Origin of the sequence: Micromonospora sp. DH13 (assembly GCF_020873825.1) — a bacterium.
Classification (GTDB): domain Bacteria; phylum Actinomycetota; class Actinomycetes; order Mycobacteriales; family Micromonosporaceae; genus Micromonospora; species Micromonospora haikouensis.
Genome location: NZ_JAHWGR010000012.1, coordinates 46,716 through 71,658 on the forward strand (window position 1 = coordinate 46,716; position 24,943 = coordinate 71,658).

A 24,943-nucleotide genomic window follows, 5' to 3' on the forward strand; every position below is an offset into this window, starting at 1 on the left:
GCCGTCATGGCCCGACGTACCCGCGCCGACGCCACGGCCCGACGCGAGCGCGACCGGCGGGACCGCGCCCGGCGGACGCGGCGCAGGCCGGTCCGGGCGGCGGCCCGGCTCGTTGCCCGGGGCTACGGCCGGTTCGCCCGGGTGGCCCGGCAGGCGTTCTCCGCCAGCGTCACCACCGTGGGGCCGCCCGGCCGCGCCGTGACACCCGGCCGCGCCGGGCCCGTCGGCGCGGCGGACCCCTCCGGTACGGCCGCCCGCCGGTGGCAACGGGCCGTCCGCCGGGGCCCCGGGTTCCCGGTGTTGTTCGTCGCCGCCCTGATGGTGCTGATCGTGGCGATGCTCGGCGTCGAACAGGTGACGGGGCACAGCCTCCTGCCGGACCGCTTCATCGCCGGGCTGCGGCCCCCGCCGAAGAAGTTCCCGGTGCTGCCGGCCAGCCGGCCGGTGGGCATCGCGAGTGCGCCGATCGGCCTCGACGCCCCGGTGCACGACGTGGGCATCGCCGCGGACGGCAGCATCGGGGTGCCCGACGCCGACCGCGCCCAGGAGGCCGGCTGGTACGACCAGGGCCCGACCCCCGGCCAGTACGGCCCGGCCGTGATCGTCGGCCACGTCGACACCCGCACCGGGCCGGCGGTCTTCCACGAGCTGAAGGAGCTGCGCTCCGGCGACCGGGTCGAAGTGCGCCGGGCCGACCGCTCCGTGGCCATCTTCGAGGTCGACGAGGTGCGGCGCTACGCCAAGGCCCGGCTGCCGGTGGACGAGGTCTACGGCGACTTCAGCCGGCCGGGGCTGCGCCTGATCACCTGCGGCGGCGCGTGGGTCGGCGGCGAGACAGGATACGCCGACAACGTGGTGGTGTACGCCTCCCTGGTGAAGGCGCGCACCACCTGACGCACACCGCGCCGGCGGAGGACACGCGCCTCAGGCCGCCGCCTCGGTCTCGGCCTCGCGCAGGTCGAGCCAGTCCGCCCAGCGCGGATCGGGGGCCCGGTGCCCGAGCACCCGCCAGGCCGTCCCCTTCGGCACGGCGGGCGGGGCGTGCAGCCGCCAGCCCAGCTCGGCGGGGGTCTTGTCGCCCTTGGTGTGGTTGCACCGGGCGCAGGCGGCCACCACGTTCTCCCAGGCGTGCCGGCCGCCCCGGCTGCGCGGGAAGACGTGGTCGATGGTCTCGGCGGGGCCCCGGCAGTAGGCGCACCGCCAGCCGTCCCGGGCGAAGATCGCCCGCCGGGAGAGCCCGACGTGGGCGCGGTAGGGCACCCGCACGAACCGGGTGAGCCGGACCACGGAGGGCACCGGGAGCGCGTTGCGGGCGCTGTGCAGGATCCCCTCGCCGTCGGCGACGCAGACGGCCTTGGCGGAGAGCACGAGGATGGCGGCGCGACGCACCGACACGACACACAGCGGCTCGTAGGTGGCGTTGAGAACCAGCGCGCCGGAGCCCACCGTGGGTCGTATGTCAGGCATCGAGCTCACCCTCCCGGTCCAGCTGCTCCCACCGCTGGCACGCCGGGCGTGCCCCGCGCAGGGCGGAACGACGCCGGCGTCGGCGGGATCACCGACGTCCGTTGCGCCAATCGTCCCTGATAAGGCCCCGGATTGCACGTACTAATCCGGGGTCCCTAGCCGAAGCATTCCGAGGTTGTGTCAGGATGACCGGTTCCGCACGGTCCGCCCCGGGGTTTGCGCCCCGCTGCCGGCCGGTCGCGGGCGGTGGGGTACGAAAGCAGGGTGAGCGCCCCCAGCCTGTTCCTCGCCGCCCTTCCCGCCGCCGCGGCCGCCGTCGTGGCCCCCGGAGCGTCCCCGGATCCGTCGCCGAGCGCGGACTGCCAGGGCAGCACCTCCTGCGAGTGGTTGTACGAGACGAGCGGCTCGGCCTGGTTCGCGGAGGGCAGCTACTGGATCCTGCTCAAGCCGCTGCGGGTGCTGCTGATCCTCGCGCTGGCCCTCCTCGCCCGGTGGGCGCTGCACCGGATGATCAAGCGGCTGGTCCGGACCACCGCCGACGGGGTGCCCACGCTGCTGCGCCCGCTGCGCGAGCGGGTGCCGACCGCCGCCCACGAGCCCGGCGAGTTCATCCCCGAGCGGCGGCGGCAGCGGGCCGAGGCCATCGGCTCGGTGCTGCGCAGCATGGTCACGGCGTTCGTCTTCGGCATCGCGCTGCTGATGATCCTGCGGGAGTTCAGCTTCGACCTGGCGCCGCTGCTGGCCAGCGCGGGCATCGCCGGCGTGGCGCTCGGCTTCGGCGCGCAGAGCCTGGTCAAGGACCTGATCGCCGGGCTGTTCATGCTGGTCGAGGACCAGTACGGCGTGGGCGACACGGTGGACCTGGGCGAGGCGACGGGCGTGGTGGAGTCGGTCGGCCTGCGGGTCACCACGGTCCGCGACGGCCGGGGCGTGCTCTGGTACATCCGCAACGGCGAGATCGTCCGGGTGGGCAACAAGAGCCAGGGGTGGGCGCTGGTCGTGGTGGACCTGCCGATCGGCTTCGCCGGCACCGAGGAGGCGACGGCGGTGCTGCGCACGGCCGCCGCGTCGGTGGCCCTGGACCCGGACCTGGCCCCGGAGATCGTGGAGCAGCCCGACGTGCTGGGCGTCGAGCAGATGACGGTGGACGGCGCGGTGATCCGTACGGTCGTGAAGACCACCGCGGACGGGCAGTTCGCGGTGGGCCGGGAACTGCGCCGGCGGCTCGCCGAGGCGCTGGAGAACTCGGGCATCACCGCGAAGATCGCCGCCGCCCGCCTCTATCCGGGCGTCCCCCTGCGGGCCGCGGACGACACGGCGACCGGCCAGGGCGGGGCCACCTGACCCGGCTCCGCCGCCACCGCCGCAGCGGCCCCGCCCCGCTCCAGACACCGAGAACCGTCGATGACCTGCGGTTTTGTTGACCGAGAATACAGGGGTCGCGGACCGCGCGGCCCCTCGGGTATCGTCCGTTCGTTCAGTCGGAGATGCGACGATCAATCCGTTCGCCCTAGCTAGTTGTCAGACGATCGGGCAGAATCCGGTACGCACGCCACCTGCCGGAGCGTGATTACGTCTCGCTGATCCGTAGATCTGACGACGGTTCCCGGTCAGGCCATCACGAGTGGCCCACCGTGGGAACGATGGAGGCCACGGTGTCCGACGAGCGACCCTCCCAGGAAGGGCCGGCCACCTTCCGCGAGGTGTTCGCCCAACGGGAGTACAGGGCGGTCTTCACCGCCAGCGCGCTCTCCTGGATCGGCGACTTCATCGCCAAGGCCGCGGTCACGGTGCTGGTCTACCGCGAGACGCAGTCCGTGGGCTATTCCGCCGCCGCGTTCGCGGTCAGCTTCCTGCCCTGGCTGATCGGCGGCCCGCTGCTGGCCACGCTGGCCGAGCGCTACCGCTACCGCTCGGTGATGGTGGCGTGCGACCTGATCCGCATGGCCCTGATGGTGCTGGTCGCCCTCCCGGGCAACGAGCCGTGGCTGATCCTCTGCCTGCTCTTCGCGACCACCCTGGCCAACCCGCCCAGCCAGGCCGCCCGGTCCGCGCTGATGCCGCTCATCCTGACCGGCGACCGGCTGGTGGTCGGGCTCTCGCTCAACAGCAGCACCGGCCAGGCCGCCCAGGTGCTCGGCTACCTCGTCGGCGCGGCCCTCGCCGCGTTCGACCCGACCCTCGCCCTGCTGGTCAACGCGGCCACGTTCGCCCTCTCGGCGGCCCTGGTCCGCTTCGGCGTCCAGGACCGGCCGCCGGCGATGACCAGTGCCCACCGCAGCCACCTGCTGCGGGAGACGGGCGACGGCTTCCGGATCGTCTTCGGCACCCCGGTGCTGCGGGCGATCGCCCTGCTGGTCTTCAGCGCCATGCTCTTCTCCATCGTGCCGGAGGGGCTGGCCGCCGCCTGGGCCCGCGAGGGCGTCGACGACGGCATGGACAGCGGCGTCGCCCAGGCCGTGATCATGGCCGCCAACCCGGTCGGCTTCATCCTGGGCGGGCTGCTGGTCAGCCGGGCGGTCGCCCCGGCCCGCCGGCTCGTGCTGATCCGGCCGCTGGCGGTGCTCGCCCCGCTCGTCCTGGTGCCGTCGCTGCTCGACCCGCCGCCGCTGGTGGTGGCGCTGCTCGCCGGCCTGTGCGGCTTCGCGGTCGCCGGGCTGCTCCCGGTCGCCAACGGTCTCTTCGTCCGCGCGCTGCCCAACGGCTACCGGGCCCGGGCGTTCGGCGTGATGGCCACCGGGGTCCAGGTGATCCAGGGCCTCGCGGTGCTGGTCACCGGCCTGCTCGCCGAGCGCTTCCCGATCCCGGTGGTGGTCGGGGGGTGGAGCGCAGCCGGCGTGGTGCTGATGCTGCTCACCGCCGCGGCGTGGCCGACGCGGGCGGCGATCGACACGGCGGTCGAGGCCGCCGGCAACGCGGGCGCGCCAACCCCGGCCGGGGGCGGCGAGCCTCGACCCCGGCCGGCCGCCGCGGGCGGCGGACACGAGGGTGGCACGCCGGGCGAGCGCGGCCGGGCCAGCCAGGCGGTGAGCTGACCCACCCGGGGCCGCCCGACTCCCCTCGCCGGCCGGACCGCCCCCGCCCCGCTGTGACGAGGTCGGCAGCGCACGGGCCGGTTGGCCCCCGCCGGCTCCGGCCGCACCTGGCAGGATGGAGCGGTGAATCCCACCGGTGAGTCCGAGCGTGCCGTGACCCTCTTCGAAGCGGTCGGCGGCGAACCCACCTTCCGCAAGCTGGTGGACGAGTTCTATGCCGGCGTCGCCACCGATCCGCTGCTGCGGCCGATGTATCCGGAGGAGGATCTGGGCCCGGCCGCGGACCGGCTGACGCTGTTCCTCATGCAGTACTGGGGCGGCCCCAACACCTACTCCGCCCAGCGGGGGCACCCCCGGCTGCGGATGCGGCACGCCCCGTTCCGCATCGGTGCCGCCGAGCGCGACGCCTGGCTGCACCACATGCGACGGGCCGTGGACCGGCTGGATCTGCCGCCGGAGATCGCCACCGCGCTCTGGGACTACCTGGAACGGGCCGCCTACTTCATGGTCAACGTCATGGAGGACCCGGCCTGACGCGGTCCTGCCCGGGCCGCCGGCGGCGGCCTGGGCAGGACCGTACGGGTCAGAGCAGGGCGCCCTCGTCGTGCAGCCAGTCCACGAAGGTGGTGGCCACCGCGGCCCCGCAGTCGAGCATCTCCACCAGCAGCGCGTCGTGCGCCCCGGCGCCGAGCGGCACCTGGAGCTCCGCGTAGATCGGCAACTGCCCCCGCTCGGTGGGGTCGCCGATGTAGGCCTTGCAGAACCGTCGGGTGTGGTTCCACTCGTTGACCACCCGGTAGGCCCGGTCGGCCCAGTCGGGTGGGACCGTGGCGTGCGGGCGGGCCCGCATCACCAGGATTTCGTCCTCGGGACCCTCCAGGGTGACCAGCACCGCGTGCCGCTCCCACATGGCCAGCAGGTTGCCGTCGCCGTCGGCCAGGTAGCGCACGTCCAGCAGGTCGAGCGCGTCGCAGACCCGGCGAAGGGTGACCGGCGCGATGGTGGCCGACATGTCGGCGATCATCGGCCGATCGACGGACGGGCAGTCGTCGCCCGGTTGACGTGGGGCCGGTGGTCCGACCCGGACGGTGCTGTCCACTGTGATCCCGCTTCGAGTTTCCGGTTCGCCGCCAACGGCGGGACCGGGGCGCCATGACCACCACGGCATCGCTCGCGCACCTCACTCCCCAGCGGATCCAGCCGCCTACGGTGCGTTGGATCCGAGGATGGACGGTACCCGGACAGCCGGGTTGTGGCATCCCCCCAACGACAGCCCCAGGCCAGAAGAATGACCGCCGGTCATACTTTCGGATGAGTCCCGAGCGGCGTAACGGCAAGATCCGCGACCTTCTGCGACCACACAGCTCCGTATGGTCCCACCAGCCCGACCCATCGGCCGGCCATCCTCACCTGGACGTCACCGCCTCCGGCCCCCGCACCGGGGCCCGCGGCGGCCCCGGCGGCGTTGCCGGGGCGGCCCAGGAAGCCCATCCGCACCAGCCCCTGGACCAGCCGCTGGGCGACCTCGACCGGAGGGCCGGGCGGGTCCTCCGGGGTGACCACCACCGCGACGTGGTCGAGCAGGGCGTCGCGCAGCGCCCGCTGCCCCACCGCCCGGCCGGCCACCCCGTGCGCGGCGGCGTCCCGCAGCGTGCCGGCCGCCGCCTCCGCGATCCGCCACAGCTCCCCGGCGGGCAGCAGCTCCACCGACCGGCTCGCCGGCGGCGGCAGCGGCCAACGCCACTGCGCGTCCCGCCGCGCGGGCAGGTCGCCCGTGCCGGACGACAGCGCGGCCAGCAGCTCCCGGGCGGCCACCGTGACGTCACCGCACCCCGGCCCGCCAACGGTCCGGACGGCCAGCACGCCCCACGGCAGCCGGGCCCAGAGCGCCGTCCGGCCGCCCGCCGCGCCCGGCCCGCCCACCGGCGGGGCAGACCGCAGCCGGACCGGCGCGGCCGGGTCGAGCCGGACCAGCCGGGCCAGGAACGCGCCCGCGTCGGCCGCCCCGGTCAGCCCGTGCCCGCCGGCCGGGCCGGGATCCGTGCCGGCCGGGCCGGGGCCCTGCGGGCGCGCCGGGGCGCCGCTCACGCCGGCCTCCCGGACGTGCCGCCGGGGGCGTACGACAGCAGGAAGGCCCGCTCCTCGTCGGTGATCCGCCGGGGCCGCTGGGCGGCCAGGTCGAACGGGACCAGCACCGAGCGGGCGGTGCTGGCGAGGGTGTCGCCGTCGTACAGCTCGTAGGCGACGGTGAACCGGGACGCCCGGATCTCCTCCACCCACAGCTCGATCCGGACGGTGGGGGCGGCCTCCGCCGTGGCCCGACCGAGCGCGTAGTCGACCGGGCGCAGGTAGTCGACCTCGTGCCGGCGGATGACGACCCCGTCGGCGAACGAGCCGACGCCCCACGCCTTGCCGCCGGCGAACATCAACGCCACCCGCGCCTCCTCGTAGAGGGTGAGGAAGCGCGAGTTGTTGATGTGGCCGTACGCGTCCAGGTCGGACCAGCGCAGCGTGCAGTGGTAGACGAAGCGGTCAGCCATGCTCAGTCGCGGGTGAGCTTGCGGTAGGTCACCCGGTGCGGGCGGGCCGCCTCGGCGCCGAGCCGGTCGACCTTGTTCTTCTCGTACGCCTCGAAGTTGCCCTCGAACCAGAACCACTTCGCCGGGTTCTCGTCGTCGCCCTCCCAGGCCAGGATGTGCGTGGCGACCCGGTCGAGGAACATCCGGTCGTGGGAGATGACCACGGCGCAGCCGGGGAACTCCAGCAGCGCGTTCTCCAGGCTGGAGAGGGTCTCGACGTCGAGGTCGTTGGTCGGCTCGTCGAGCAGGATGACGTTGCCGCCGATCTTCAGCGTCAGCGCCAGGTTGAGCCGGTTGCGCTCGCCGCCGGAGAGCACCTTGGTCGGCTTCTGCTGGTCGGGGCCCTTGAACCCGAACGCCGCGATGTACGCCCGCGACGGCATCTCGACCTTGCCCACCATGAGGTGGTCGAGCCCGTCGGAGACGACCTCCCAGACCGTCTTGTCGCCGGCCAGGCCCTGCCGGTTCTGGTCGACGTACGACAGCGAGACCGTGGGGCCGACCCTGACCTCGCCGCCGGTGGGCTGCTCCAGCCCGACGATGGTCTTGAACAGGGTGGTCTTGCCGACGCCGTTGGGGCCGATGATGCCGACGATGCCGTTGCGCGGCAGCGAGAACGACAGGTTGTCGATGAGGATCCGGTCGCCGAAGCCCTTGGTCAGGTTGTGCGCCTCGATGACGGTGCTGCCCAGGCGCGGGCCCGGCGGGATCTGGATCTCCTCGAAGTCCAGCTTCCGGGTCTTCTCCGCCTCGGCGGCCATCTCGTCGTAGCGGTCGAGGCGGGCCTTGGACTTGGTCTGCCGCGCCTTGGCGTTGGAGCGGACCCACTCCAGTTCCTCGGAGAGGCGCTTCTTCATCTTGGCGTCGCGGCGGCCCTCGACGGAGAGCCGGGCGGCCTTCTTCTCCAGGTAGGTGGAGTAGTTGCCCTCGTAGCCGATGGCCCGGCCCCGGTCCAGCTCCAGGATCCAGCCGGCCACGTTGTCGAGGAAGTAGCGGTCGTGGGTGATGGCCAGGACGGTGCCGGCGTACTTCGCGAGGTGCTGCTCCAGCCACTGCACGCTCTCGGCGTCCAGGTGGTTGGTGGGCTCGTCGAGCAGCAGCAGGTCGGGCGCCTCCAGCAGCAGCTTGCACAGCGCCACGCGGCGGCGCTCGCCGCCGGAGAGCTGGGTCACGTCGGCGTCCGGCGGCGGGCAGCGCAGCGCGTCCATGGCCAGTTCGAGCTTGGAGTCGATGTCCCAGGCGTCGGCGGTGTCCAGCTCCTCCTGGAGCTTGCCCATCTCCTCCATCAACTCGTCGGAGTAGTCCGTCGCCATCTGCTCGGCGATCTTGTTGAACCGCTCCAGCTTCGACTTGATCTCGGCAACCGCCTCCTCGACGTTGCCGAGGACGGTCTTGGCGTCGTTGAGCGGCGGCTCCTGGGCGAGCAGGCCGACGGTGTAGCCGGGCATGAGCCGGGCCTCGCCGTTGCTCGGCCGGTCGAGCCCTGCCATGATCTTGAGGAGGCTGGACTTACCGGCACCGTTCGGGCCGACCACACCGATCTTGGCCCCCGGCAGGAAGTTCAGCGTCACGTTGTCCAGCACGACCTTGTCGCCGTGCGCCTTGCGCGCCTTTTCCAGGACGTAGATGAACTGGGCCACGGTGCGGGCTACCTCCGTTGATTGCTGGTCTCGACGCGTCGGGATGCGGGCGCGGGCTCCGGGGCCCCTCGCCGCCGCCGGCCGGGGGCCGGCCACGACGCACGCCATCGTCAATCCTGACAGGTACGCCGAGCTGCGCCCACATCACCCCGCCCGGCGACCACCCCCGCGCGCCTCCTTGCCCCGCCCGGTATAACCGGATAGCTTTCGCGGTATGACCAAGAAGATCGCCATCAGCGTTCCCGACGACGTGGCGGAGCGGCTGGCCGAGGAGCCGAACGTCTCGGCGTTCATCACCGAGAGCGTCCGGCAGCGGATGGCCGGGGAACGCACCCGTCGGGCACTGCGGCAGGTCGGCTTCCGGTTGACCGAGGCGGGTCTCACCGAAGCCGGGCAGCGGCTCGACGAGGCGCAGGCGAAGATCACGCCCGAGCTGCGGGCCAAGGCGGCGGCGCTGCTGGGCGAGGCTTCGCGCGGACGGCTGGCCTCGTGAGCGAGGCCGGCCTGGTGCTCGACACCTCCTGCCTGCTCGCCTATTCCGAAGGGACCGAGGCGGTCGGCGAGCAGATCGCCAAGGTCGCGGACAAGCTCCAGGTCGTGGTCGTCCCCACCCTCTGCCTGGCCGCCGCGTACCGGCAGGTGACCAGCGACGGTTGGCCGCTCCTGGACATCCTCGGCGACCTCGAACAGGTGGTCGTCACTCCCGTCGAGCACGACATGTGCGCGATCCTCGGTGGCTGGTCGCGGACCCTGGGGAGCATGGACCTGGCGCAGGCGGCGATGGAGGCCGCCCGGGCGACGACGCCGATCATGACGGACCGGCGCGAGGTGCTGGGCGAGGTGCTGCCGAAGGAGTGGCCGATCATCGATCTGTGAGCCGGGGGGCCGACGTGATCACCTTCACGGTTCGGCCAGCGTGGGACGGGTAGGTAACTCCGGCACGGGGCCCCAGACGCCGCAGCTACGCTCAGTACGCTCAATCGCGGTGGACCCGTCAGCACCCGGAGGTGGCCGAACGTGACCGTCCGTAGTTCCTTTGTCGTCGTGGCGAACCGACTACCGGTCGACGAGGTGAACACCCCCGAGGGGCGGCAGTGGCGACGCAGCCCCGGTGGCCTCGTCACCGCCCTGCACCCCGTCCTCGCCGAGCACCAGGGGACCTGGGTCGGCTGGGCCGGCGGCACCGGCCCCGCCCCCGAGCCGTTCGACCTGGAGGGCATCCGGCTGCACCCGGTGCCGCTGAGCGCCGACGAGCTGGAGCGCTACTACGAGGGCCAGTCGAACGCGACAATCTGGCCGCTCTATCACGACGCGGTGGAGACACCGGCGTACAAGCGGCGCTGGCGCGAGGCGTACCGGCTGGTCAACGCGCGGTTCGCGGAGGCCGCGGCGGAGGTCGCGGCCGAGGGCGCGACGGTCTGGGTGCAGGACTACCAGCTCCAGCTCGTCCCGGCGATGCTCCGCGAGCTGCGCCCCGACCTGCGGATCGGGTTCTTCCTGCACATCCCGTTCCCGCCGATCGAGCTGTTCATGCAGATGCCGTTCCGCACCGAGATCCTGCGCGGGCTGCTCGGCGCGGACCTGATCGGCTTCCAGCAGCGGCTCGCGGCGCAGAACTTCGTCCGGCTGGCCCGGCACCTGCTCGGGCTGCGCTACGAGGGGCAGATGATCCAGGTCGACGGCCGCCAGGTGAAGGCGGGCGCGTTCCCCATCTCCATCGACACGAAGGAGATGGAGCGGCTGGCCGAGGACCCGGCGATCCAGTCCCGGGCCAAGCAGATCCGCGAGGAGCTGGGCAACCCCCGGACGATCATCCTGGGCGTCGACCGGCTCGACTACACGAAGGGCATCGAGCTCCGGCTCAAGGCTTTCCGCGAACTTCTTGCTGACGGAAAGTTGACAGTTCCGGACGCGGTTATGGTGCAGGTGGCGACGCCGAGCCGCGAACGGGTGGAGCACTACCAGGCCCTACGGGTCAAGGTCGAGCGCGAGGTTGGCCGGATTAATGGCGAATTCGGCAGGGTCGGCGTGCCGGCGGTGCATTATCTGCATCAGTCGTACAGTCGCAGTGAGTTGGCGGCGATGTACGTGGCCGCCGACGTGATGATGGTGACCCCGCTGCGAGACGGAATGAATCTGGTGGCCAAGGAGTACGTGGCATCGCGCGCCGACCAGGGCGGCGCGCTCGTGCTCAGTGAGTTCGCCGGCGCCGCGACAGAGCTGCGCCAGGCGTTCCTGTGTAACCCGCACGACCCGGACGCGGTCAAGGACGCGTTGCTCAAGGCCGTGCACGTGGAGAAGCCCGAGGCCCGCCGCCGCATGCGGGTCATGCAGCGCCACCTGCGTACCCACGACGTGGGGCACTGGGCGAAGTCGTTCCTCACCGAGCTCGGTGTGCCTGATACGGAGGTTGCGTGAACACGTCCGTCCACGACGGGGCGGCCCCGGCCGCGGGAGTGCTGGATCCGGAGCTGCGGGCGGCCATCGGGCGGATAGCCCGGGTCCCGCAGCTCCTGGTCGCCTGTGACTACGACGGCACCCTCGCGCCGATCGTGGAGGACCCGAGCAAGGCCGTGCCACTGCCCGAGTCGGTCGCCGCCGTCCGGGCGCTCGCCGCGCTGCCGCAGACCACCGTCGCCGTGGTCTCCGGCCGGGCGCTGCGCGACCTGGCCGCGCTCTCCCGGCTGCCCAGCGAGGTCCACCTCGTCGGCAGCCACGGCTCCGAGTTCGACATCGGCTTCGTCGAGCGGCTCTCCCCCGAGCTGATCGCCGTGCGCACCCGGCTGCGCGACGCGCTGCGCGAGATCGCCAACGCCCACCCGGGCGTCCGGCTGGAGCGCAAGCCCGCCAGCGTCGCCGTGCACACCCGCGGGGTGGACCCGCAGGTCGCCGCCGCCGCCGTCGACGCGGTCCGCTCCGGCCCCGCCACCTGGGACGGCGTCACCGTCACCCAGGGCAAGGAGGTCATCGAGCTGTCGGTGGTGGCGACCCACAAGGGCACCGCCGTCGACCAGCTCCGCACCCAGCTCTCGGCCAGCGCCGTGCTGTTCATCGGCGACGACGTCACCGACGAGAACGCGTTCGGCAACCTGCACGGCCCCGACATGGGCATCAAGATCGGCCTTGGCGAGACGAAGGCCGACTACCGGGTCGGCGAGCCCATCGAGGCCGCCCGCGCGCTGGGCCTGCTGCTGGAGACCCGGCGGCACTGGCTGTTCGGGGAGCGCGCCGTCCCGATCGAGCGGCACTCGATGCTCGCCAACGGGCGTACGGTCGCGTTGCTCACCCCCGAGGCCAAGGTCACCTGGCTCTGCCACCCCAAGCCCGACTCGGCGGCGATCTTCGCCGACCTGGTCGGCGGCAGCCCGGCGGGGCACTTCAGCGTCGCCCCCGAGCGCGGCGGCATCCCGCTGGGCCAGCGCTACCGTTCCGGCACGATGACGGTGGAGACCCGCTGGTCGGGCCTCACCGTCACCGACTGGCTGGACAAGCCGGCCCGGGAGACCACCCCCGACGGCCCGGCGGTCGTCACCGGCGACTCCGCCCTGGTGCGGGTGCTCACCGGCTCCGGCAAGGTCCGGGTGGAGTTCGCCCCCCGGCCCGAGTTCGGCCAGGTCGCCACGCAGCTCCAGCCGGTCGGCGACGGGCTGCTGGTGCTCGGCTCCAACGAGCCGATCGCGCTCTACTCCCCCGGGGTGCAGTGGCAGGTCGACAACGACGGCGGGTACGAGACGGCGAAGGCCGTCGTCGACCTGTCCGCCGCCGGCGGGCAGGTGGTGCTGGAGCTGCGCTTCGGCACGCACAGCCTGGAGCACCACCGGCTGACGGTCCACGAGCGGCAGGCCGCCGCCGAGCAGCCGTGGAAGGACTGGGTGGCCTCGCTGCGGCTGCCCGCCACCGCCCGGGACCTGGTCGCCCGCAGCGCGCTGACCCTGCGCGGCCTCTGCCACGAGGCCACCGGCTCGATCCTCGCGGCGGCGACCACGTCGCTGCCCGAGGAGCTGGGCGGCGTGCGCAACTGGGACTACCGCTACTGCTGGCTGCGCGACGCGGCGATGACCGCGCGGGCGCTGGTCGACCTCGGCTCCACCGAGGAGGCCGAAGGGCTGCTGCGCTGGGTGGACGGCTGCATCGAACGCACCGGCGGGCACCCCGAGCGGCTGCACCCGCTCTACACCGTCGACGGGTACGAGCTGGGCGCCGAGGCGGTCATCGACACCCTGCCCGGCTACGCCGGCTCCCGGCCGGTGCGGGTCGGCAACCTCGCCAACCACCAGCTCCAGCTCGACGTGTTCGGCCCGATCGCCGACCTCATCGCCGCCGTCGCCGACGCCCGGGGCTCCGTCCGCGAGGACGAGTGGCGGGTGCTGGAGAACATGGTCGAGGCGGTCCGCCGCCGCTGGCACGAGCCCGACCACGGCATCTGGGAGGCCCGCCTCCCCCCGCGGCACCACATCTTCTCGAAGGTGATGTGCTGGATGACCGTCGACCGGGCGCTGCACGTGGTGCGGCAGCACGGCGGCGAGGACCGGCCCGAGTGGGTGGAGCTGCGCGACCGGATCGGCGCCAACGTGCTGGAGTACGGCTGGCACGCCGACGTGGAGGCCTACAGCGTCGCGTACGGCGACGAGGACATGGACGCCTCCTCGCTGTGGATCGGCCTGTCGGGCCTGCTCCCCGGCGACGACCCGCGCTTCCTGTCCACCGTGCTGCGCATCGAGGCCGACCTGCGCAGCGGCCCGGTCGTCTACCGCTACCACTGGGACGACGGCCTGCCCGGGCGCGAGGGCGGCTTCCACATCTGCACGGCGTGGCTGATCGAGGCGTACCTGCGCACCGGCCGCCGCACCGACGCGGAGGAGCTGTTCGCCCAGATGGTCGACACGGCGGGCCCGACGGGGCTGCTCCCCGAGCAGTACGACCCGCTGGCCGAGCGCGGGCTGGGCAACCACCCGCAGGCGTACAGCCACCTCGGCCTGATCCGCTGCGCCCTGCTGCTGGACAACATGCTCAAGCAGTGACCGAGGTGTAAGGAAGGGCCCCCTGTTAACGCATTGCGCATAGCAGGGGGCCCTTCTTAACGCCCGATCTCGTGGGTTCGGCACGGGAAGGGCCCCGCACGGGTGAGGCCGGCACGGGTGGCGCCGGGCGGGTGGCGGGCGGGGTCAGCCGTCGAGCGCGCCCACCACGTCGCCGACCACCACGACCGCCGGGGGCCGCAGGCCCGCCTCGGCCACGTCGGCGGCCACCGCACCGAGCGTCGAGCGCAGGCTCCGCTGGTCACCGGTCGTGCCCTCCTGCACCACCGCGACCGGCGTGTCTGCGGGCCGCCCGTGCCCGATCAGCGTCCCGGTGATCGCGGCGAGGTTCTTCAGCCCCATCAGGATCACCAGCGTGCCGCGCAGCCCCGCGAGGGCGTCCCAGCGCACCAGCGAGGCCGGCGAGTCGGGCGCGACGTGCCCGGAGACCACGGTGAACTCGTGCGCCACCGCGCGGTGGGTGACGGGGACGCCCGCCGCCGCCGGGGCGGCGATCGAGCTGGTCACCCCGGGGACCACGGTCACCGGCACCCCGGCCGCCGCGCAGGCCAGCAGCTCCTCGCCGCCCCGACCGAAGACGTACGGGTCGCCGCCCTTGAGCCGCACCACGAACGCCCCGGCCAGGGCCCGGTCGACGAGGATCCGGTTGATCTCCTCCTGGGCCCGCGACGGCCCGTACGGGATCTTGGAGGCGTCCACCAGCTCGACGCCCGTGCGCAGCTCGTCGAGCAGCAGCCCCGGCACGAGGCGGTCGGCGACCACCACGTCGGCCTCGGTGAGCAGCCGCCACCCCTTCACGGTGATCAGCTCCGGGTCGCCCGGCCCGGCCCCGACGAGCGCCACCCGCCCGCGCCCTGCGGCAGCGTTGTTAACAGGGGCCCCCTCCTCTACAGAATCCGTTAACAGGGGGCCCTTCCTTGCACCGAGGAGGTCGCGGACGGCGTCGCGGACCGTCATGGCGCGGCGGGGGTCGCCGCCGCCGAGGACGGCGACCGTCACCGGGCCGTGCCGGGTGACGGCCGGCGTCCACGCGGTCGCGGCGGCCCGGTCGTCGGCCCGGACGCAGAAGATCCGCCGCTCGGCGGCGGCGGCGCTGACCGCCGCGGCGGCCACCGGGTCGTCGACGGCCGCCTGCACCAGCCAGGCCCCGTCCAGGTCGTCGGGGGCGAAGCGGCGCGGCTCCCAGTGCAGCCGGCCGGCGTCGACGTGGGCGCGCAGCGCGGGGGTCAGCTCCGGCGAGACCAGCAGGACGTCCGCGCCGGCGTCGAGCAGCGCCGGCACCCGCCGGGTGGCCACCGCTCCCCCGCCCACCACGACCACCCGCCGGCCCGCCAGGCGCAGACCCAGGGGGTACGGATTGGGTGCGCTCACTTCTCGGCCACCCCCGCCGAGTCGAACGTGGCCACCTCGTGCAGCACCCGGACCGCGCCGGTCACCACGGGCAGGGCCAGCAGCGCGCCGGTGCCCTCGCCGAGGCGCAGCCCGAGGTCGATGAGCGGGTCGAGCCCGAGGTGGCGCAGCCCGGCCGTGGCCCCCGGCTCGGCGGAGCGGTGCCCGGCGACCAGCGCGCCGACCGCGTCCGGGGCGAACGCGACGGCGGCGAGCGCGGCGCTGACCGCGATCACCCCGTCGAGCAGCACCGGCACCCGGCGGGCGGCGGCGCCGAGGATCAGCCCGGCCAGGGCGGCGTGCTCCAGGCCGCCGACGGCGGCGAGGACGCCCAGCGGGTCCGACGGGTCGGGGGCGTGCCGGGCCAGCGCCGCCCGCACCACCCCGATCTTGCGGGCGTACGTGGGGTCGTCCACGCCGGTGCCCCGGCCGGTCGCCTCGGCGGGGTCGACGCCGGTGAACGCGGCGACCAGGGCGGCGGCCGGGGTGGTGTTGCCGATGCCCATGTCGCCGGTGAGCAGGATGCCCGCCCCGGCGTCGATCAGCTCACGGGCGATGCGGATGCCGGTCTCCACGGCGGCGAGCGCCTCGTCGCGGGTGAGGGCGGCGGTGACGGCGAGGTCGCGGGTGCCGGGGCGCACGTTCGCCGCCACGAGGCGGGGCGTCCTGGTGGCGGCGGGGCGCCCCGCCGGGTCGCCGGGCGGACCGTCCGCCTGGGCGGGAACGGCCGGCGGCAGCGGGGTGGCGACGCCGACGTCGACGACGGTGACCGAGGCGCCGGCCTGCCGGGCGAACGCGTTGACCACCGCGCCGCCGGCCAGGAAGTTGCCGATCATCTGCGCGGTGACCTCCTGCGGCCAGGGGGTCACCCCCTGGGCGTGCACGCCGTGGTCGCCCGCGAAGATCGCCACGGCGGCAGGCTCGGGCAGCGGCGGCGGGCAGGAGCGGGCCAGGCCGGCGAGCCGCACCGAGAGCTCCTCCAGGACGCCGAGCGAGCCGGCCGGCTTGGTGAGCCGACCGTGCAGCTCACCGGCGGCGACCATCGCCGGCTCGTCGAGCGGCCGGATCGCCGCGATGGTGGTGTGCAGCATCATGCCTCCAGGATCTCCGCCAGCACCTGGGCGAAGGCGTCGGTGGTGGCCCGGTCGCGCACGGCCACCCGCAGCCAGTCTGCGCCGAGGCCGGGGAACGTGTCGCCCCGGCGTACCGCCCAGCCGCGCTCGCGCAGCCGCTGCCGCACCCCGGCCGCGCCGGGCAGGTGGACCAGCACGAACGCGCTGGCCGGGTGGCCGGCGACGCGTACGCCGGGCAGGGCCGACAGGCGGGTCACCAGGTGGTCGCGGTCGGCGGCCAGCTCGGCGGCGATGGCGCGCTCGGCCGCGACGGCGGTCGGGGACGCGCAGGCGGTGGCGGCGGCGAGCGCCGGGGTGGAGACCGCCCACAGCGGCTGGGCGGCGGCGAGGCGGGCCAGCAGCGGGGCCTCGCCGAGCAGGTAGCCGATCCGCAGCCCGGCCAGTCCCCAGGTCTTGGTGAGGCTGCGCACGACGACGAGGCCGGGCAGGTCCCGCCGGGCGGCGAGGGACTCGGGCTCGCCGTCGACGCCGGGCGCGGCGGTGGTGTCGGCGAACGCCTCGTCGACGACGAGGACGCGGCCGGGTCGGGCCAGCGCGGCGAGGTCGGCGGCCGGGTGCAGCACGGAGGTGGGGTTGGTGGGGTTGCCGACCATGACGAGGTCGGCGTCGGCGGGCACCCGGGCCGGGTCGAGGCGGAAGCCGTCGGCGGGGTCGAGCAGCACCCGCTCGACGGGGTGCCCGGCCGCCCGCAGCGCGGCCTCCGGCTCGGTGAACTGGGGGTGCACGACGACCGGCCGGCGTGCGCCGGTCAGGGCGCGGGCGAGCAGCACGAAGCACTCGGCGGCCCCGGCGGTGAGCAGCACCTCCTCCGGGGGGCGGCCGTGCCGGGCCGCGACGGCAGCGCGGGCGGGCCGGGGGTCCGGGTACGCGGCCAGCTCGCCCAGGGCCGCGGTGATCGGGTCGGCCAGCCAGTCCGGCATCGGGGCGCGGCGGACGTTGACGGCGAGGTCGACCAGGCCGTCGCCGACCTCGGCGTCCCCGTGGTGGCCGAGGTCGGGACCGTCGGGGACGGGACCGTCGTAGCCGAGGGCCGGACCGGCCTGGCCGGGGGCGATGCCGGCCTGGCCGGGGGCGGTCCGGTCGGGGCCCGGTCCGTCGGGGCCGGGGTCGGGACGGGGGCCCGCCTCGACGGTCGCGTCCGGCTCGTCCCGGGTGGGTGGTGGCGGCACCAGGTGAGCACGCATGTCCGCGATCCTGCCGGGAAGCCGCCGCGCGGGACAGCGCATCCCGGCGTGGGCCGCGTCACCCGCCGCCGGTTTATGAATTGTTCTCACGGACGAATCGGAAATGTCATAACTTGACCCCGTGAGCTACCGACCCCTTGCCTCCGCTGGTCGTCTCGTCCCTCTCCTGCGCGCCGGGCTGATCGCCGGCATCGTCATCGCCGGCGCGCTCTACCCGCTGGCCGCCGTCACCGGCCTCGGCGCCAAGGCCACCGCGCACGCCGGTGAGCAGAAGGCCGACATCCTGCGCACCGCGCTGCCCGCCGAGACCTCGTACGTGTACGCGCCCGACGGCCGCACCGTGCTGACGATGTTCTACGAGGAGTACCGCCGCTACACGAAGCTGTCCGACATGTCCCCGAACATCCAGCAGGCCATCGTGGCCGCCGAGGACAGCCGCTTCTACCAGCACCGGGGCGTCGACCCGAAGGGCGCCGCCCGCGCCTTCGTCGCCAACTCCCAATCCGGCGGGGTTTCCCAGGGCGCGTCGACCCTGACCATGCAGTTCGTCCGGATGACCCTCCGGGACAGCGCCAAGACCCCGAAGGAGGTCCAGGAGGCCACCCAGCAGACCAGCCTGCGCAAGGTCAAGGAGATGCGGATGGCGCTGGACGTCGAGAAGGAGCTGACCAAGGAGCAGATCCTGGAGCGCTACCTCAACTCGGCGTACTTCGGCCACCGGGCGTACGGCATCTACGCCGCCGCGCAGATCTTCTTCTCCAAGACGCCGGCCACCCTCAGCCCGGTCGAGGCGGCCACCCTCGCCGGCCTCGTCAAGTCGCCCTCCGAGTACGACCCGGCCAGCTCCGACCAGAAGGACGCCACCGGCCGGCGCAACTACGTGCTGGACCGGATGGCGCAGCTCGGCTACCTCAGCCCGGACGCCGCCACCGCGGCGAAGGCCGAGCCGATCCGGCTCAAGCTGACCGACCCGCCGAACGACTGCGCGTCGCTGCCGGCGACGTACCAGACCTGGGGCTTCGCCTGCGACTACCTGAAGAACTGGTGGAGCGCCCAGCCCGCGTTCGGGGAGAACAGGCTGGAACGGATGGACAAGCTGCGCCGCGGCGGCTACCGGATCGTGCTCAGCATCGACCCGAAGATCCAGGCGGCGGCCGAGAAGAACGTCGGGGCCAAGGAGAACACCGGCAGCCCGTTCGCCAACGGCATCGTCGTCGCCGAACCGGGCACCGGGCGGATCAAGGCGATGGCGGTGAACCGCAACTACTCGCTGGACGTCAGCGAGAACGGGCCCAGCTCCAACCCGGAGGCGTCGCCGAAGGTGAAGGCGAACTATCCGAACACCGTGGCGCCCCTGCTCGGCGGCGGCGACCTCCCCGGCTACCAGGCCGGATCGACCTTCAAGATGTTCCCGATGCTGGCCGCGCTCAACGCCGGGATGCCGCTGTCCACCGCGTACGACTCGCCGTACCGCTACCGCTCCGAGGTGTACGACGGGTGGGCCCCGTCCAACGCCAGCGGCGCGATGACCGGCCGGCAGACCATGTGGTCCGGCTTCGGCAAGTCGGTGAACACCTACTTCGTCCAACTGGAGGAGAAGGTCGGGGCGGACGCCGCCGTGCGGCTCGCCGAGCAGCTCGGGCTGCGCTGGCGCACCGACGTCGACCGGGAGCAGGCGTCGCCGGCCAAGGCCAAGAAGTGGGGCGCGTTCACCCTGGGCGTCTCCGACGCCACCCCGCTGGAGATGGCGAACGCCTACGCCGCGATCGCCGCAGACGGGCGGTACTGCGAGGCGATGCCCGTCCAGTCCATCAGCAAGCGGGACGGCACCCCGGCCACGTACACGACGGCCGGCGGAATCGAGCGGGAGGTCGCCAAGCCGCGCTGCCGGCAGGTGGTCAGCGCCGACGCGGCCCGCGCCGCCACCGACGCGGCCCGCTGCCCGACCGGCGACACCCCGGCGAAGGGCAGCTGCGGCGGCTGGTCGACCGCCGACAGCGTGCGCGGCACGGTGGGGCGCCCGGTGGCCGGCAAGACGGGTACGACCGACAGCACCCGGTCGGCCTGGTTCGTCGGCTACACACCGGAGCTGGCGGCGGCGAGCTTCATCGCGGACCCGGACAACCCGTTCAACGCGGTCGGCGACGGGCAGTCCCAGATCCCGATCGCGGCGGTGGCGAACACCCTGCGCGACGGGCTGAAGGGCCAGCCCACCCGCCAGTTCACCCCGCCCTCCGACGCCATCGTCGGCTGACCGGCGACGGTCAGGCGGGAGTCACGAGCGTCGCGGCGGCCCGGGCCGCCGCGACGACCCGCGCACCGACCCCGGGCTGCCCGGCCCAGTGCACCATCAGCTGGGAGGCGTGCACGCCCCGCCAGACGAACCCCTCGGGCGCGCCGCCGTCCCAGCTCCACGCCGGGGCCTGCCCGGCCCGGGGGGTGAGCACCGCCCGGTGCTCCTTGTAGCCGACGACCGTCGCACCGGCCGGGGCCAGCACGCTGTCGGTGCGGGCGGTCGCCGACCGGTAGCCGACCACCACGCCGTCGCGGCTGGCGCCCACCGCGTCGAGCACGCCGCACATCGGCAGCCCGTCCAGCTCCCGGGCCAGCCAGAGCAGGCCGGTGCCCTCGGCGAGCACCGGCCGCCCGGTGCGGGCCAGCTCCGCCACCGCGATGCAGAGCCGGCGGTTGGCGGAGAGCTGCTCCGCGTACGACTCGGGGAGGCCGCCGCCGACGACCAGCGCGGCCGCCGCGGCGGGCAGCGCCTCGTCGCGCAGCGGGTCGAAGCGGACCACCTCGGCGCCGGCCGCCCGCAGCAGCTCGGCCGTCTCGGCGGGGCCGTAGTCGCCGCCCGGCCCGCCGGCCACCGCGATCACCGGGGACGCGCCGGCCGGCACGGGCCCCGACGGGTCCGCCGGCTCGGCCGGCTCCGGCGACCAGGGCTCGCCCGGCACCGGCGGGGCCGACCTGGCCAGCGTCAGCAGCCGGTCCAGGTCGAGCGTGGCGGCCACCGCCTCGCCGAGCCGGCGGACCGCCCGCAGCGCGTCGGCGTCGCGGCCGACCACCGGGGCCAGGCCGTGCCGCCGGGCCGGCAGCACCGGGGGCAGCTCGTGGCGGCGCACCGCGCCGTAGACCGGCACGCCGACGTCGTCGAGCGCCTCGCGCAGCATCGCCTCGTGCCGGGGCGAGGCCACCCGGTTGAGGATCACCCCGCCCAGCCAGAGCTGCTCGTCGTACGCCCGGAAGCCGTGCACCAGGGCGGCCACCGACTGCCCCATCGACGCCACGTCGACCACCAGCACCACCGGGCTGCGCAGCGCGATCGCCACGGCGGCGGTGGACTCCGTCTCCGGCTGGCCGGCGACCGAGTCGTACAGCCCCATGGTGCCCTGCACCACGGCGAGCCCGGCACCGGCGGCACCGTGGCCGAACAGCGCCGGGACGCGCTCGGGCCCGACCAGCCGGGCGTCGAGGGTGCGCCCCGGACGGCCGGCGGCGAGCCCCAGGTAGCCGGCGTCGACCTGGTCCGGCCCGACCTTGAACCCGGCGACGTCGAGGCCCCGCTCGGCGAAGGCGGCGAGCAGCCCGAGCGCCACCGCGCTCGTGCCGTGACCCGAGGACGGCGCGCTGAGCACGAGGCGCGGCACGACGGTCATCAGCGACTCCTCCGGCGGGGTGGTACGCGGCGGAGGTCGGCCCCCCGATCCGCCCGCGTGACGATACCCGCCCGGACGGACGCCCGGCGGCCGCCGAACGGCTCGCGTCGCGGGGGGAGGGTTTCGTCGCGCGGTCGCGCCGGAGGGGCGCGCCGCGCCGCCCGTCACCGGGTCGGGGCCGGTCGCCTGGTGACGGCGGTCCTGCGGGTAGCCTCGACGCGTGTACCGGTTCCTCCTGACGCCACGCTGGCTGGGCATCCTCGCGCTGACCCTGGTCGCCGCGGCCGTGATGGTGCTGCTCGGCAACTGGCAGCTGGACCGCTACCGGGGCCGCACCGCGATCAACGAGCGGATCGACGCCGGCAGCCGGATGACGCCGGTGCCGCTACGCGACGCCGTGCCGGCCCCCACCGGGGGCGGCGGCGCCGCCGGCCCGGCCCCCGCCGACGAGGCCACCTGGTCGCGGGTCACCGTGACCGGCCGGTACGACACGGCGAACATCGTCCTGGTCCGGGGCCGGACGGTCGACAACCGGGTCGGCTTCGAGATCGTCACCCCGCTGGTCCTCGCCGACGGCACGGCCGTGCTCGTGGACCAGGGCTGGGTGCCGCCCGCCCCGGGCGGGGCCCTGGCGCAGCCGCAGCTGCCGCCGGTGCCGCCGGGCAAGGTGACCGTGGTGGGCCGGGTGCACCCGACCGAGAGCGGCGCGGGGGCCGTCGACCGACGCGACGGCCGGCTGGAGACCCGGCGGATCGCCGTCCCCCGGCTGGCCCGGGAGCTGCCCTACCCGGTCTACGGCGCGTACGTCCTGCTCGACGAGCAGACGCCGGCCGCCGACCCGGTCTTCCAGGCGGTGCCGATCGGGCACACCAACAACTGGCAGAACTTCGGTTACGTGGTGCAGTGGTGGATCTTCGCCGTCATGACGCTCTTCGGCTACGGCTGGGTGGCACGGCGGGAGGCCCGCCGGGCGGCCGGGCTGGACGGGCCGGCGAAGCCACTCGACCGGGCCGCCGAGCCCTCCCCGAGCACCCCCGCCTGACCGCCGCCGGGCATTTCCCCGGCCGGGCTCGCTGCGGAAACCGGACACTCGGCGGGTCGCCGGGGCGCGACGGGAAGTTGTAGTGTCCGCCGGGTGATCGACTACCGTGGGGGGTCGCGGTGACCCCTGATCCCACGCCGCCACCACACCCGCCGGAGCCGCCCGCCTCGGGCCCGCCCTTCCCGGAGCTGCCCTCGCCGGGGCCGGCTTCCCCGGGCCTGCCTTCCCCCGAGCCGGTGACCGCGACGCATCCGTCGACCGACCCGTGGGCGGTCACGCCGCGCTCGACGACGTACTCGACCCCGCCGGCGGGCTTCCCGGCCACCGCCGACCCGTTCGCCCCGCCGCCGGCCACGGCCCCGTTCCCGGTGCCGCCGGCCGCCGCGCCGTACTCGGCGCCGCCCGGCCCGTACTCCGCACCGCCCGGCACGGGCGCGTTCTCCGCCCCGCCCGCCACCGGCCCGTACTCGGCCCCGCCCGCCACCGGACCGTTCTCCGCGCCGCCGGGCCCCGGACCGTACTCCGCGCCGCCCGCCACCGGAGCGTTCCCGGTGCCGCCGGGCCCCGGACCGTACTCGGCGCCGCCGGCCGGGCCCTACCCGCCGGCGCTGGCGGGCCCGCTCGGGGCCCCGCAGTACGGGGCGTCCTCCGTGGTGGCGGTGCAGATCGGCGAGATCATGGTCACCCCGCCGGAGATCCGCACCCCGGCCGGCGTGCTGCCCCTGGCCGGGACGCAGTGGCACGTCGCCGACTACTGGCAGACGGAGCAGAAGGTCGCCACCTGGGCGATCGTCTGCGCCGTGCTCGGCTTCTTCTGCCTCACCATCTTCAGCCTGCTCTTCCTGCTGATCAAGGAGACCCGGCACTACGGCACGGTGCAGGTGACGGTCAGCAACGGCCCCCACCAGTACGTGGCCCGCATCCCCGTCACCGACCAGGGGCAGGTCATGCACATCAACAACCAGGTCAACTACGCCCGGTCGCTGTCAGCCTGACCGGTCGTGTCGGGCAGGTGGTGGTATCCGCAGCTCGGGATGCCGCCACCCGCCGACATCACGACGGCATGTGGCCGACGTGCAGCGCCCGGACCGCGTCGATGGTGTCCGCCTCGGCGGCGGTCTTGTCGCTGCGGTAGCGGACCACGCGGGCGAAGCGCAGCGCCATCCCGCCCGGGTAGCGGGAGCTGGTCTGCACCCCGTCGAACGCGATCTCGACCACCTGCTCGGGGCGGACCCGCACCACCCAGTCGCCGCGCTCCACGGCGAGGGCGAGGAACCGCTCGGTCTGCCAGCGCAGCACCTCGTCGGTGAGCCCCTTGAACGTCTTGCCGAGCATGACGAACTCGCCGGTGGCCGGGTCCCGCGCGCCGAGGTGCAGGTTGGACAGCCAGCCGCTGCGCCGGCCGCTGCCCCACTCCACCGCGATCACCACCAGGTCGAGGGTGTGCCGCGGCTTCACCTTGACCCAGGCCGCGCCGCGCCGCCCGGCGTCGTAGGGCGCGTCGGGGTTCTTGACCACCACGCCCTCCTGCCCGGCGTCGAGCGCCGCGGCGAAGGCCGCCCCGGCCGCCTCGGTGTCGTCGACCGTCATCCGGCCGACCAGCAGCGTCGGGTCGACCGCGCCGGCCAGCGCCGCCCACCGCTCGCGGCCGGGCCGGTCGATCAGGTCGTCGCCGTCGAGGTGCAGCAGGTCGAAGAAGTACGGTGTCAGCACCGCCTCGCCCGTGCTCTCGGCGGCGGCGCGCACGGCCGGGGCGACCGGGGCGATGCCGTCGGCGACGGGTGAGGACACGGGCGTGTCGTCGGGCGAGCCGGCCGCGGCGGCCGGTGCGGAGCGGCGGGCGGCCCGGCTGGAGGTCTGCTGGAACGGCAGTGGTCGGCCGGTGTCGTCCAGCCCGATGGCCTCGCCGTCGAGCACCAGCTCCCGGGCGGGCAGCGCCCGCACGGCGGCGACCACCTCGGGCACCCGGTCGGTGATCTCGTCCAGGCTGCGGGTGAAGACCGCGATGTCGGGGCCGGAGCGGTGCACCTGGATGCGGATGCCGTCGAGCTTCACGTCGACCACGGCGGGGACGCCGGTCGCGGCCAGCGCGTCGTCGACCGTGGGGGCGCTGGACGCCAGCATGGGGGCGAGCGGCCGGCCGACCCGGAGCCGGAACTCGGCCAGCGCCGCCGCGCCGCCGCCCAGGGCGGCCACCGCCACGGCCCGCAGGTCACCGGCGAGCAGCAGCGCCCGGCGTACGGCGGCCAGCGGCACGTCGGCGGCGCGGGCGACCGCGTCGGCGAGCAGCCCGGCCTGGGCGCCCTGGCGCAGCTCGCCGCTGAACAGGCCGCGCAGCATCCGCTGCTCGTCGGCGGTGGCGGCGGCGAAGAGTCCGTGCAGGAGTTGCCGGCGGCGGGCCTGGGAGCCGGGGCCGGCCACCGACGCGATGTCGTCGATCGCGGCGTCGACCGCGCGGACGGTCAGGGTCGGCTCGGCGGCCGGCGGCGGCAGGTCACGCAGCCCGGCCCAGCCGACGCCGGTCTGCCGCTGCCGCAGCTCACCGGCGAGCCAACCGGCGCCCGCCGGGACCTCGGCGGGGTCGAGCGCCCGCAGCGCCGCCGCGAGCAGGTCCACCTTGGCCCGCCGGCCGGTGGTCGCGCCCACGGCGGCGGAGGTGGCCGCCAGGTCGAGGAACCGCACGCACCCCATCCTGCCAGCCACCCCCGACACCGCTGGGGATACGCGGAACGCCACCGGAAGTTGCCGCTTCCGGAGCCGCCGCGTCACCCCGGCCCGG

General features: G+C 74.6%; 21 protein-coding genes. 11 read left to right on the forward strand and 10 right to left on the reverse strand.

All coding sequences use genetic code 11. The features are described from left to right. Positions 1 to 6: 6 nt before the first annotated feature. Positions 7 to 894, forward strand: coding sequence for a class F sortase (locus tag LPA42_RS14055; RefSeq protein WP_077938668.1), 888 nt, complete (start codon positions 7 to 9; stop codon positions 892 to 894). A 30-nt stretch (positions 895 to 924) separates the two neighbouring features. Here the strand turns inward: LPA42_RS14055 and LPA42_RS14060 are convergent, their stop codons facing one another. Beyond that, positions 925 to 1,467 carry an HNH endonuclease gene (locus LPA42_RS14060; protein WP_043966647.1) on the reverse strand — a complete coding sequence of 181 codons (543 nt, stop codon included), beginning with the start codon at positions 1,465 to 1,467 and terminating at the stop codon, positions 925 to 927. 318 nt (positions 1,468 to 1,785) lie between these two features. Here LPA42_RS14060 and LPA42_RS14065 point away from each other — a divergent pair, with 318 nt between their 5' ends. The 3 genes from LPA42_RS14065 (at position 1,786) to LPA42_RS14075 (ending at position 5,036) form a co-directional block, all read left to right on the forward strand. Beyond that, positions 1,786 to 2,811 carry a mechanosensitive ion channel family protein gene (locus LPA42_RS14065; RefSeq protein ID WP_077938676.1) on the forward strand — a complete coding sequence of 342 codons (1,026 nt, stop codon included), beginning with the start codon at positions 1,786 to 1,788 and terminating at the stop codon, positions 2,809 to 2,811. Positions 2,812 to 3,110: 299 nt separating this feature from the next. Next, a complete protein-coding gene (locus LPA42_RS14070) occupies positions 3,111 to 4,502 on the forward strand; it encodes an MFS transporter (RefSeq protein WP_077938667.1) in 1,392 nt (463 codons plus the stop codon). Between the two features lie 123 nt (positions 4,503 to 4,625). Further along, positions 4,626 to 5,036 carry a globin gene (locus tag LPA42_RS14075; protein ID WP_077938666.1) on the forward strand — a complete coding sequence of 137 codons (411 nt, stop codon included), beginning with the start codon at positions 4,626 to 4,628 and terminating at the stop codon, positions 5,034 to 5,036. 49 nt (positions 5,037 to 5,085) lie between these two features. Here LPA42_RS14075 and LPA42_RS14080 read toward each other — a convergent pair whose 3' ends face one another. From LPA42_RS14080 to ettA, 4 genes are all read right to left on the reverse strand, one after another. Continuing rightward, the gene (locus LPA42_RS14080) at positions 5,086 to 5,670 is read right to left on the reverse strand and encodes a YbjN domain-containing protein (protein ID WP_043966274.1); all 585 of its coding nucleotides are present in this window, start codon (positions 5,668 to 5,670) and stop codon (positions 5,086 to 5,088) included. Between the two features lie 131 nt (positions 5,671 to 5,801). Continuing rightward, positions 5,802 to 6,515, reverse strand: a complete 714-nt coding sequence (locus tag LPA42_RS14085) for a hypothetical protein (RefSeq protein ID WP_077938675.1) — start codon at positions 6,513 to 6,515, stop codon at positions 5,802 to 5,804. Positions 6,516 to 6,586: 71 nt separating this feature from the next. After that, a complete protein-coding gene (locus LPA42_RS14090) occupies positions 6,587 to 7,042 on the reverse strand; it encodes a thioesterase family protein (RefSeq protein WP_077938665.1) in 456 nt (151 codons plus the stop codon). A gap of 2 nt (positions 7,043 to 7,044) precedes the next feature. After that, positions 7,045 to 8,721 carry an energy-dependent translational throttle protein EttA gene (gene ettA / locus LPA42_RS14095; protein WP_077938664.1) on the reverse strand — a complete coding sequence of 559 codons (1,677 nt, stop codon included), beginning with the start codon at positions 8,719 to 8,721 and terminating at the stop codon, positions 7,045 to 7,047. Positions 8,722 to 8,935: 214 nt separating this feature from the next. Here ettA and LPA42_RS14100 point away from each other — a divergent pair, with 214 nt between their 5' ends. From LPA42_RS14100 to otsB, 4 genes are all read left to right on the forward strand, one after another. After that, a complete protein-coding gene (locus LPA42_RS14100) occupies positions 8,936 to 9,214 on the forward strand; it encodes a hypothetical protein (RefSeq protein ID WP_043966268.1) in 279 nt (92 codons plus the stop codon). Further along, entirely contained in the window at positions 9,211 to 9,597 is a 387-nt protein-coding gene (locus LPA42_RS14105) for a hypothetical protein (protein ID WP_077938662.1), read from the forward strand. Before LPA42_RS14100 ends, LPA42_RS14105 begins: the two co-directional genes overlap by 4 nt. 141 nt (positions 9,598 to 9,738) lie before the next feature. Next, complete coding sequence (locus LPA42_RS14110; protein ID WP_077938661.1) at positions 9,739 to 11,139, forward strand: trehalose-6-phosphate synthase; 1,401 nt, start codon at positions 9,739 to 9,741, stop codon at positions 11,137 to 11,139. Next, a complete protein-coding gene (otsB, locus tag LPA42_RS14115) occupies positions 11,136 to 13,742 on the forward strand; it encodes a trehalose-phosphatase (protein WP_077938660.1) in 2,607 nt (868 codons plus the stop codon). The genes LPA42_RS14110 and otsB overlap by 4 nt, the downstream gene beginning before the upstream one ends. Positions 13,743 to 13,886: 144 nt before the next feature. Here the strand turns inward: otsB and cobA are convergent, their stop codons facing one another. Genes cobA through cobC form a run of 3 tightly spaced genes read right to left on the reverse strand, consistent with a single transcriptional unit; the run spans position 13,887 to position 17,466 of the window. Further along, a complete protein-coding gene (gene cobA / locus LPA42_RS14120) occupies positions 13,887 to 15,131 on the reverse strand; it encodes a uroporphyrinogen-III C-methyltransferase (RefSeq protein WP_077938659.1) in 1,245 nt (414 codons plus the stop codon). Further along, positions 15,128 to 16,240 carry a nicotinate-nucleotide--dimethylbenzimidazole phosphoribosyltransferase gene (gene cobT, locus LPA42_RS14125; RefSeq protein WP_077938658.1) on the reverse strand — a complete coding sequence of 371 codons (1,113 nt, stop codon included), beginning with the start codon at positions 16,238 to 16,240 and terminating at the stop codon, positions 15,128 to 15,130. The genes cobA and cobT overlap by 4 nt, the downstream gene beginning before the upstream one ends. Then, positions 16,240 to 17,466, reverse strand: a complete 1,227-nt coding sequence (gene cobC, locus LPA42_RS14130; RefSeq protein ID WP_228986601.1) for an Rv2231c family pyridoxal phosphate-dependent protein CobC — start codon at positions 17,464 to 17,466, stop codon at positions 16,240 to 16,242. The genes cobT and cobC overlap by 1 nt, the downstream gene beginning before the upstream one ends. A 121-nt stretch (positions 17,467 to 17,587) precedes the next feature. Here cobC and LPA42_RS14135 point away from each other — a divergent pair, with 121 nt between their 5' ends. Further along, positions 17,588 to 19,720, forward strand: coding sequence for a transglycosylase domain-containing protein (locus LPA42_RS14135; RefSeq protein ID WP_077938654.1), 2,133 nt, complete (start codon positions 17,588 to 17,590; stop codon positions 19,718 to 19,720). Between the two features lie 10 nt (positions 19,721 to 19,730). Here the strand turns inward: LPA42_RS14135 and LPA42_RS14140 are convergent, their stop codons facing one another. Beyond that, complete coding sequence (locus LPA42_RS14140) at positions 19,731 to 21,122, reverse strand: cobyrinate a,c-diamide synthase (RefSeq protein WP_077938653.1); 1,392 nt, start codon at positions 21,120 to 21,122, stop codon at positions 19,731 to 19,733. Between the two features lie 220 nt (positions 21,123 to 21,342). On the opposite strand from LPA42_RS14140, the gene LPA42_RS14145 reads away from it, so the two are divergent. Beyond that, positions 21,343 to 22,164, forward strand: coding sequence for an SURF1 family protein (locus tag LPA42_RS14145; protein WP_077938652.1), 822 nt, complete (start codon positions 21,343 to 21,345; stop codon positions 22,162 to 22,164). 236 nt (positions 22,165 to 22,400) lie between these two features. Beyond that, on the forward strand, positions 22,401 to 23,159 hold the full coding sequence (locus LPA42_RS14150) for a hypothetical protein (RefSeq protein ID WP_228986602.1): 759 nt from the start codon (positions 22,401 to 22,403) through the stop codon (positions 23,157 to 23,159). Positions 23,160 to 23,217: 58 nt separating this feature from the next. Here LPA42_RS14150 and LPA42_RS14155 read toward each other — a convergent pair whose 3' ends face one another. After that, a complete protein-coding gene (locus tag LPA42_RS14155) occupies positions 23,218 to 24,855 on the reverse strand; it encodes an ATP-dependent DNA ligase (protein ID WP_198956642.1) in 1,638 nt (545 codons plus the stop codon). Positions 24,856 to 24,943: the final 88 nt, after the last annotated feature.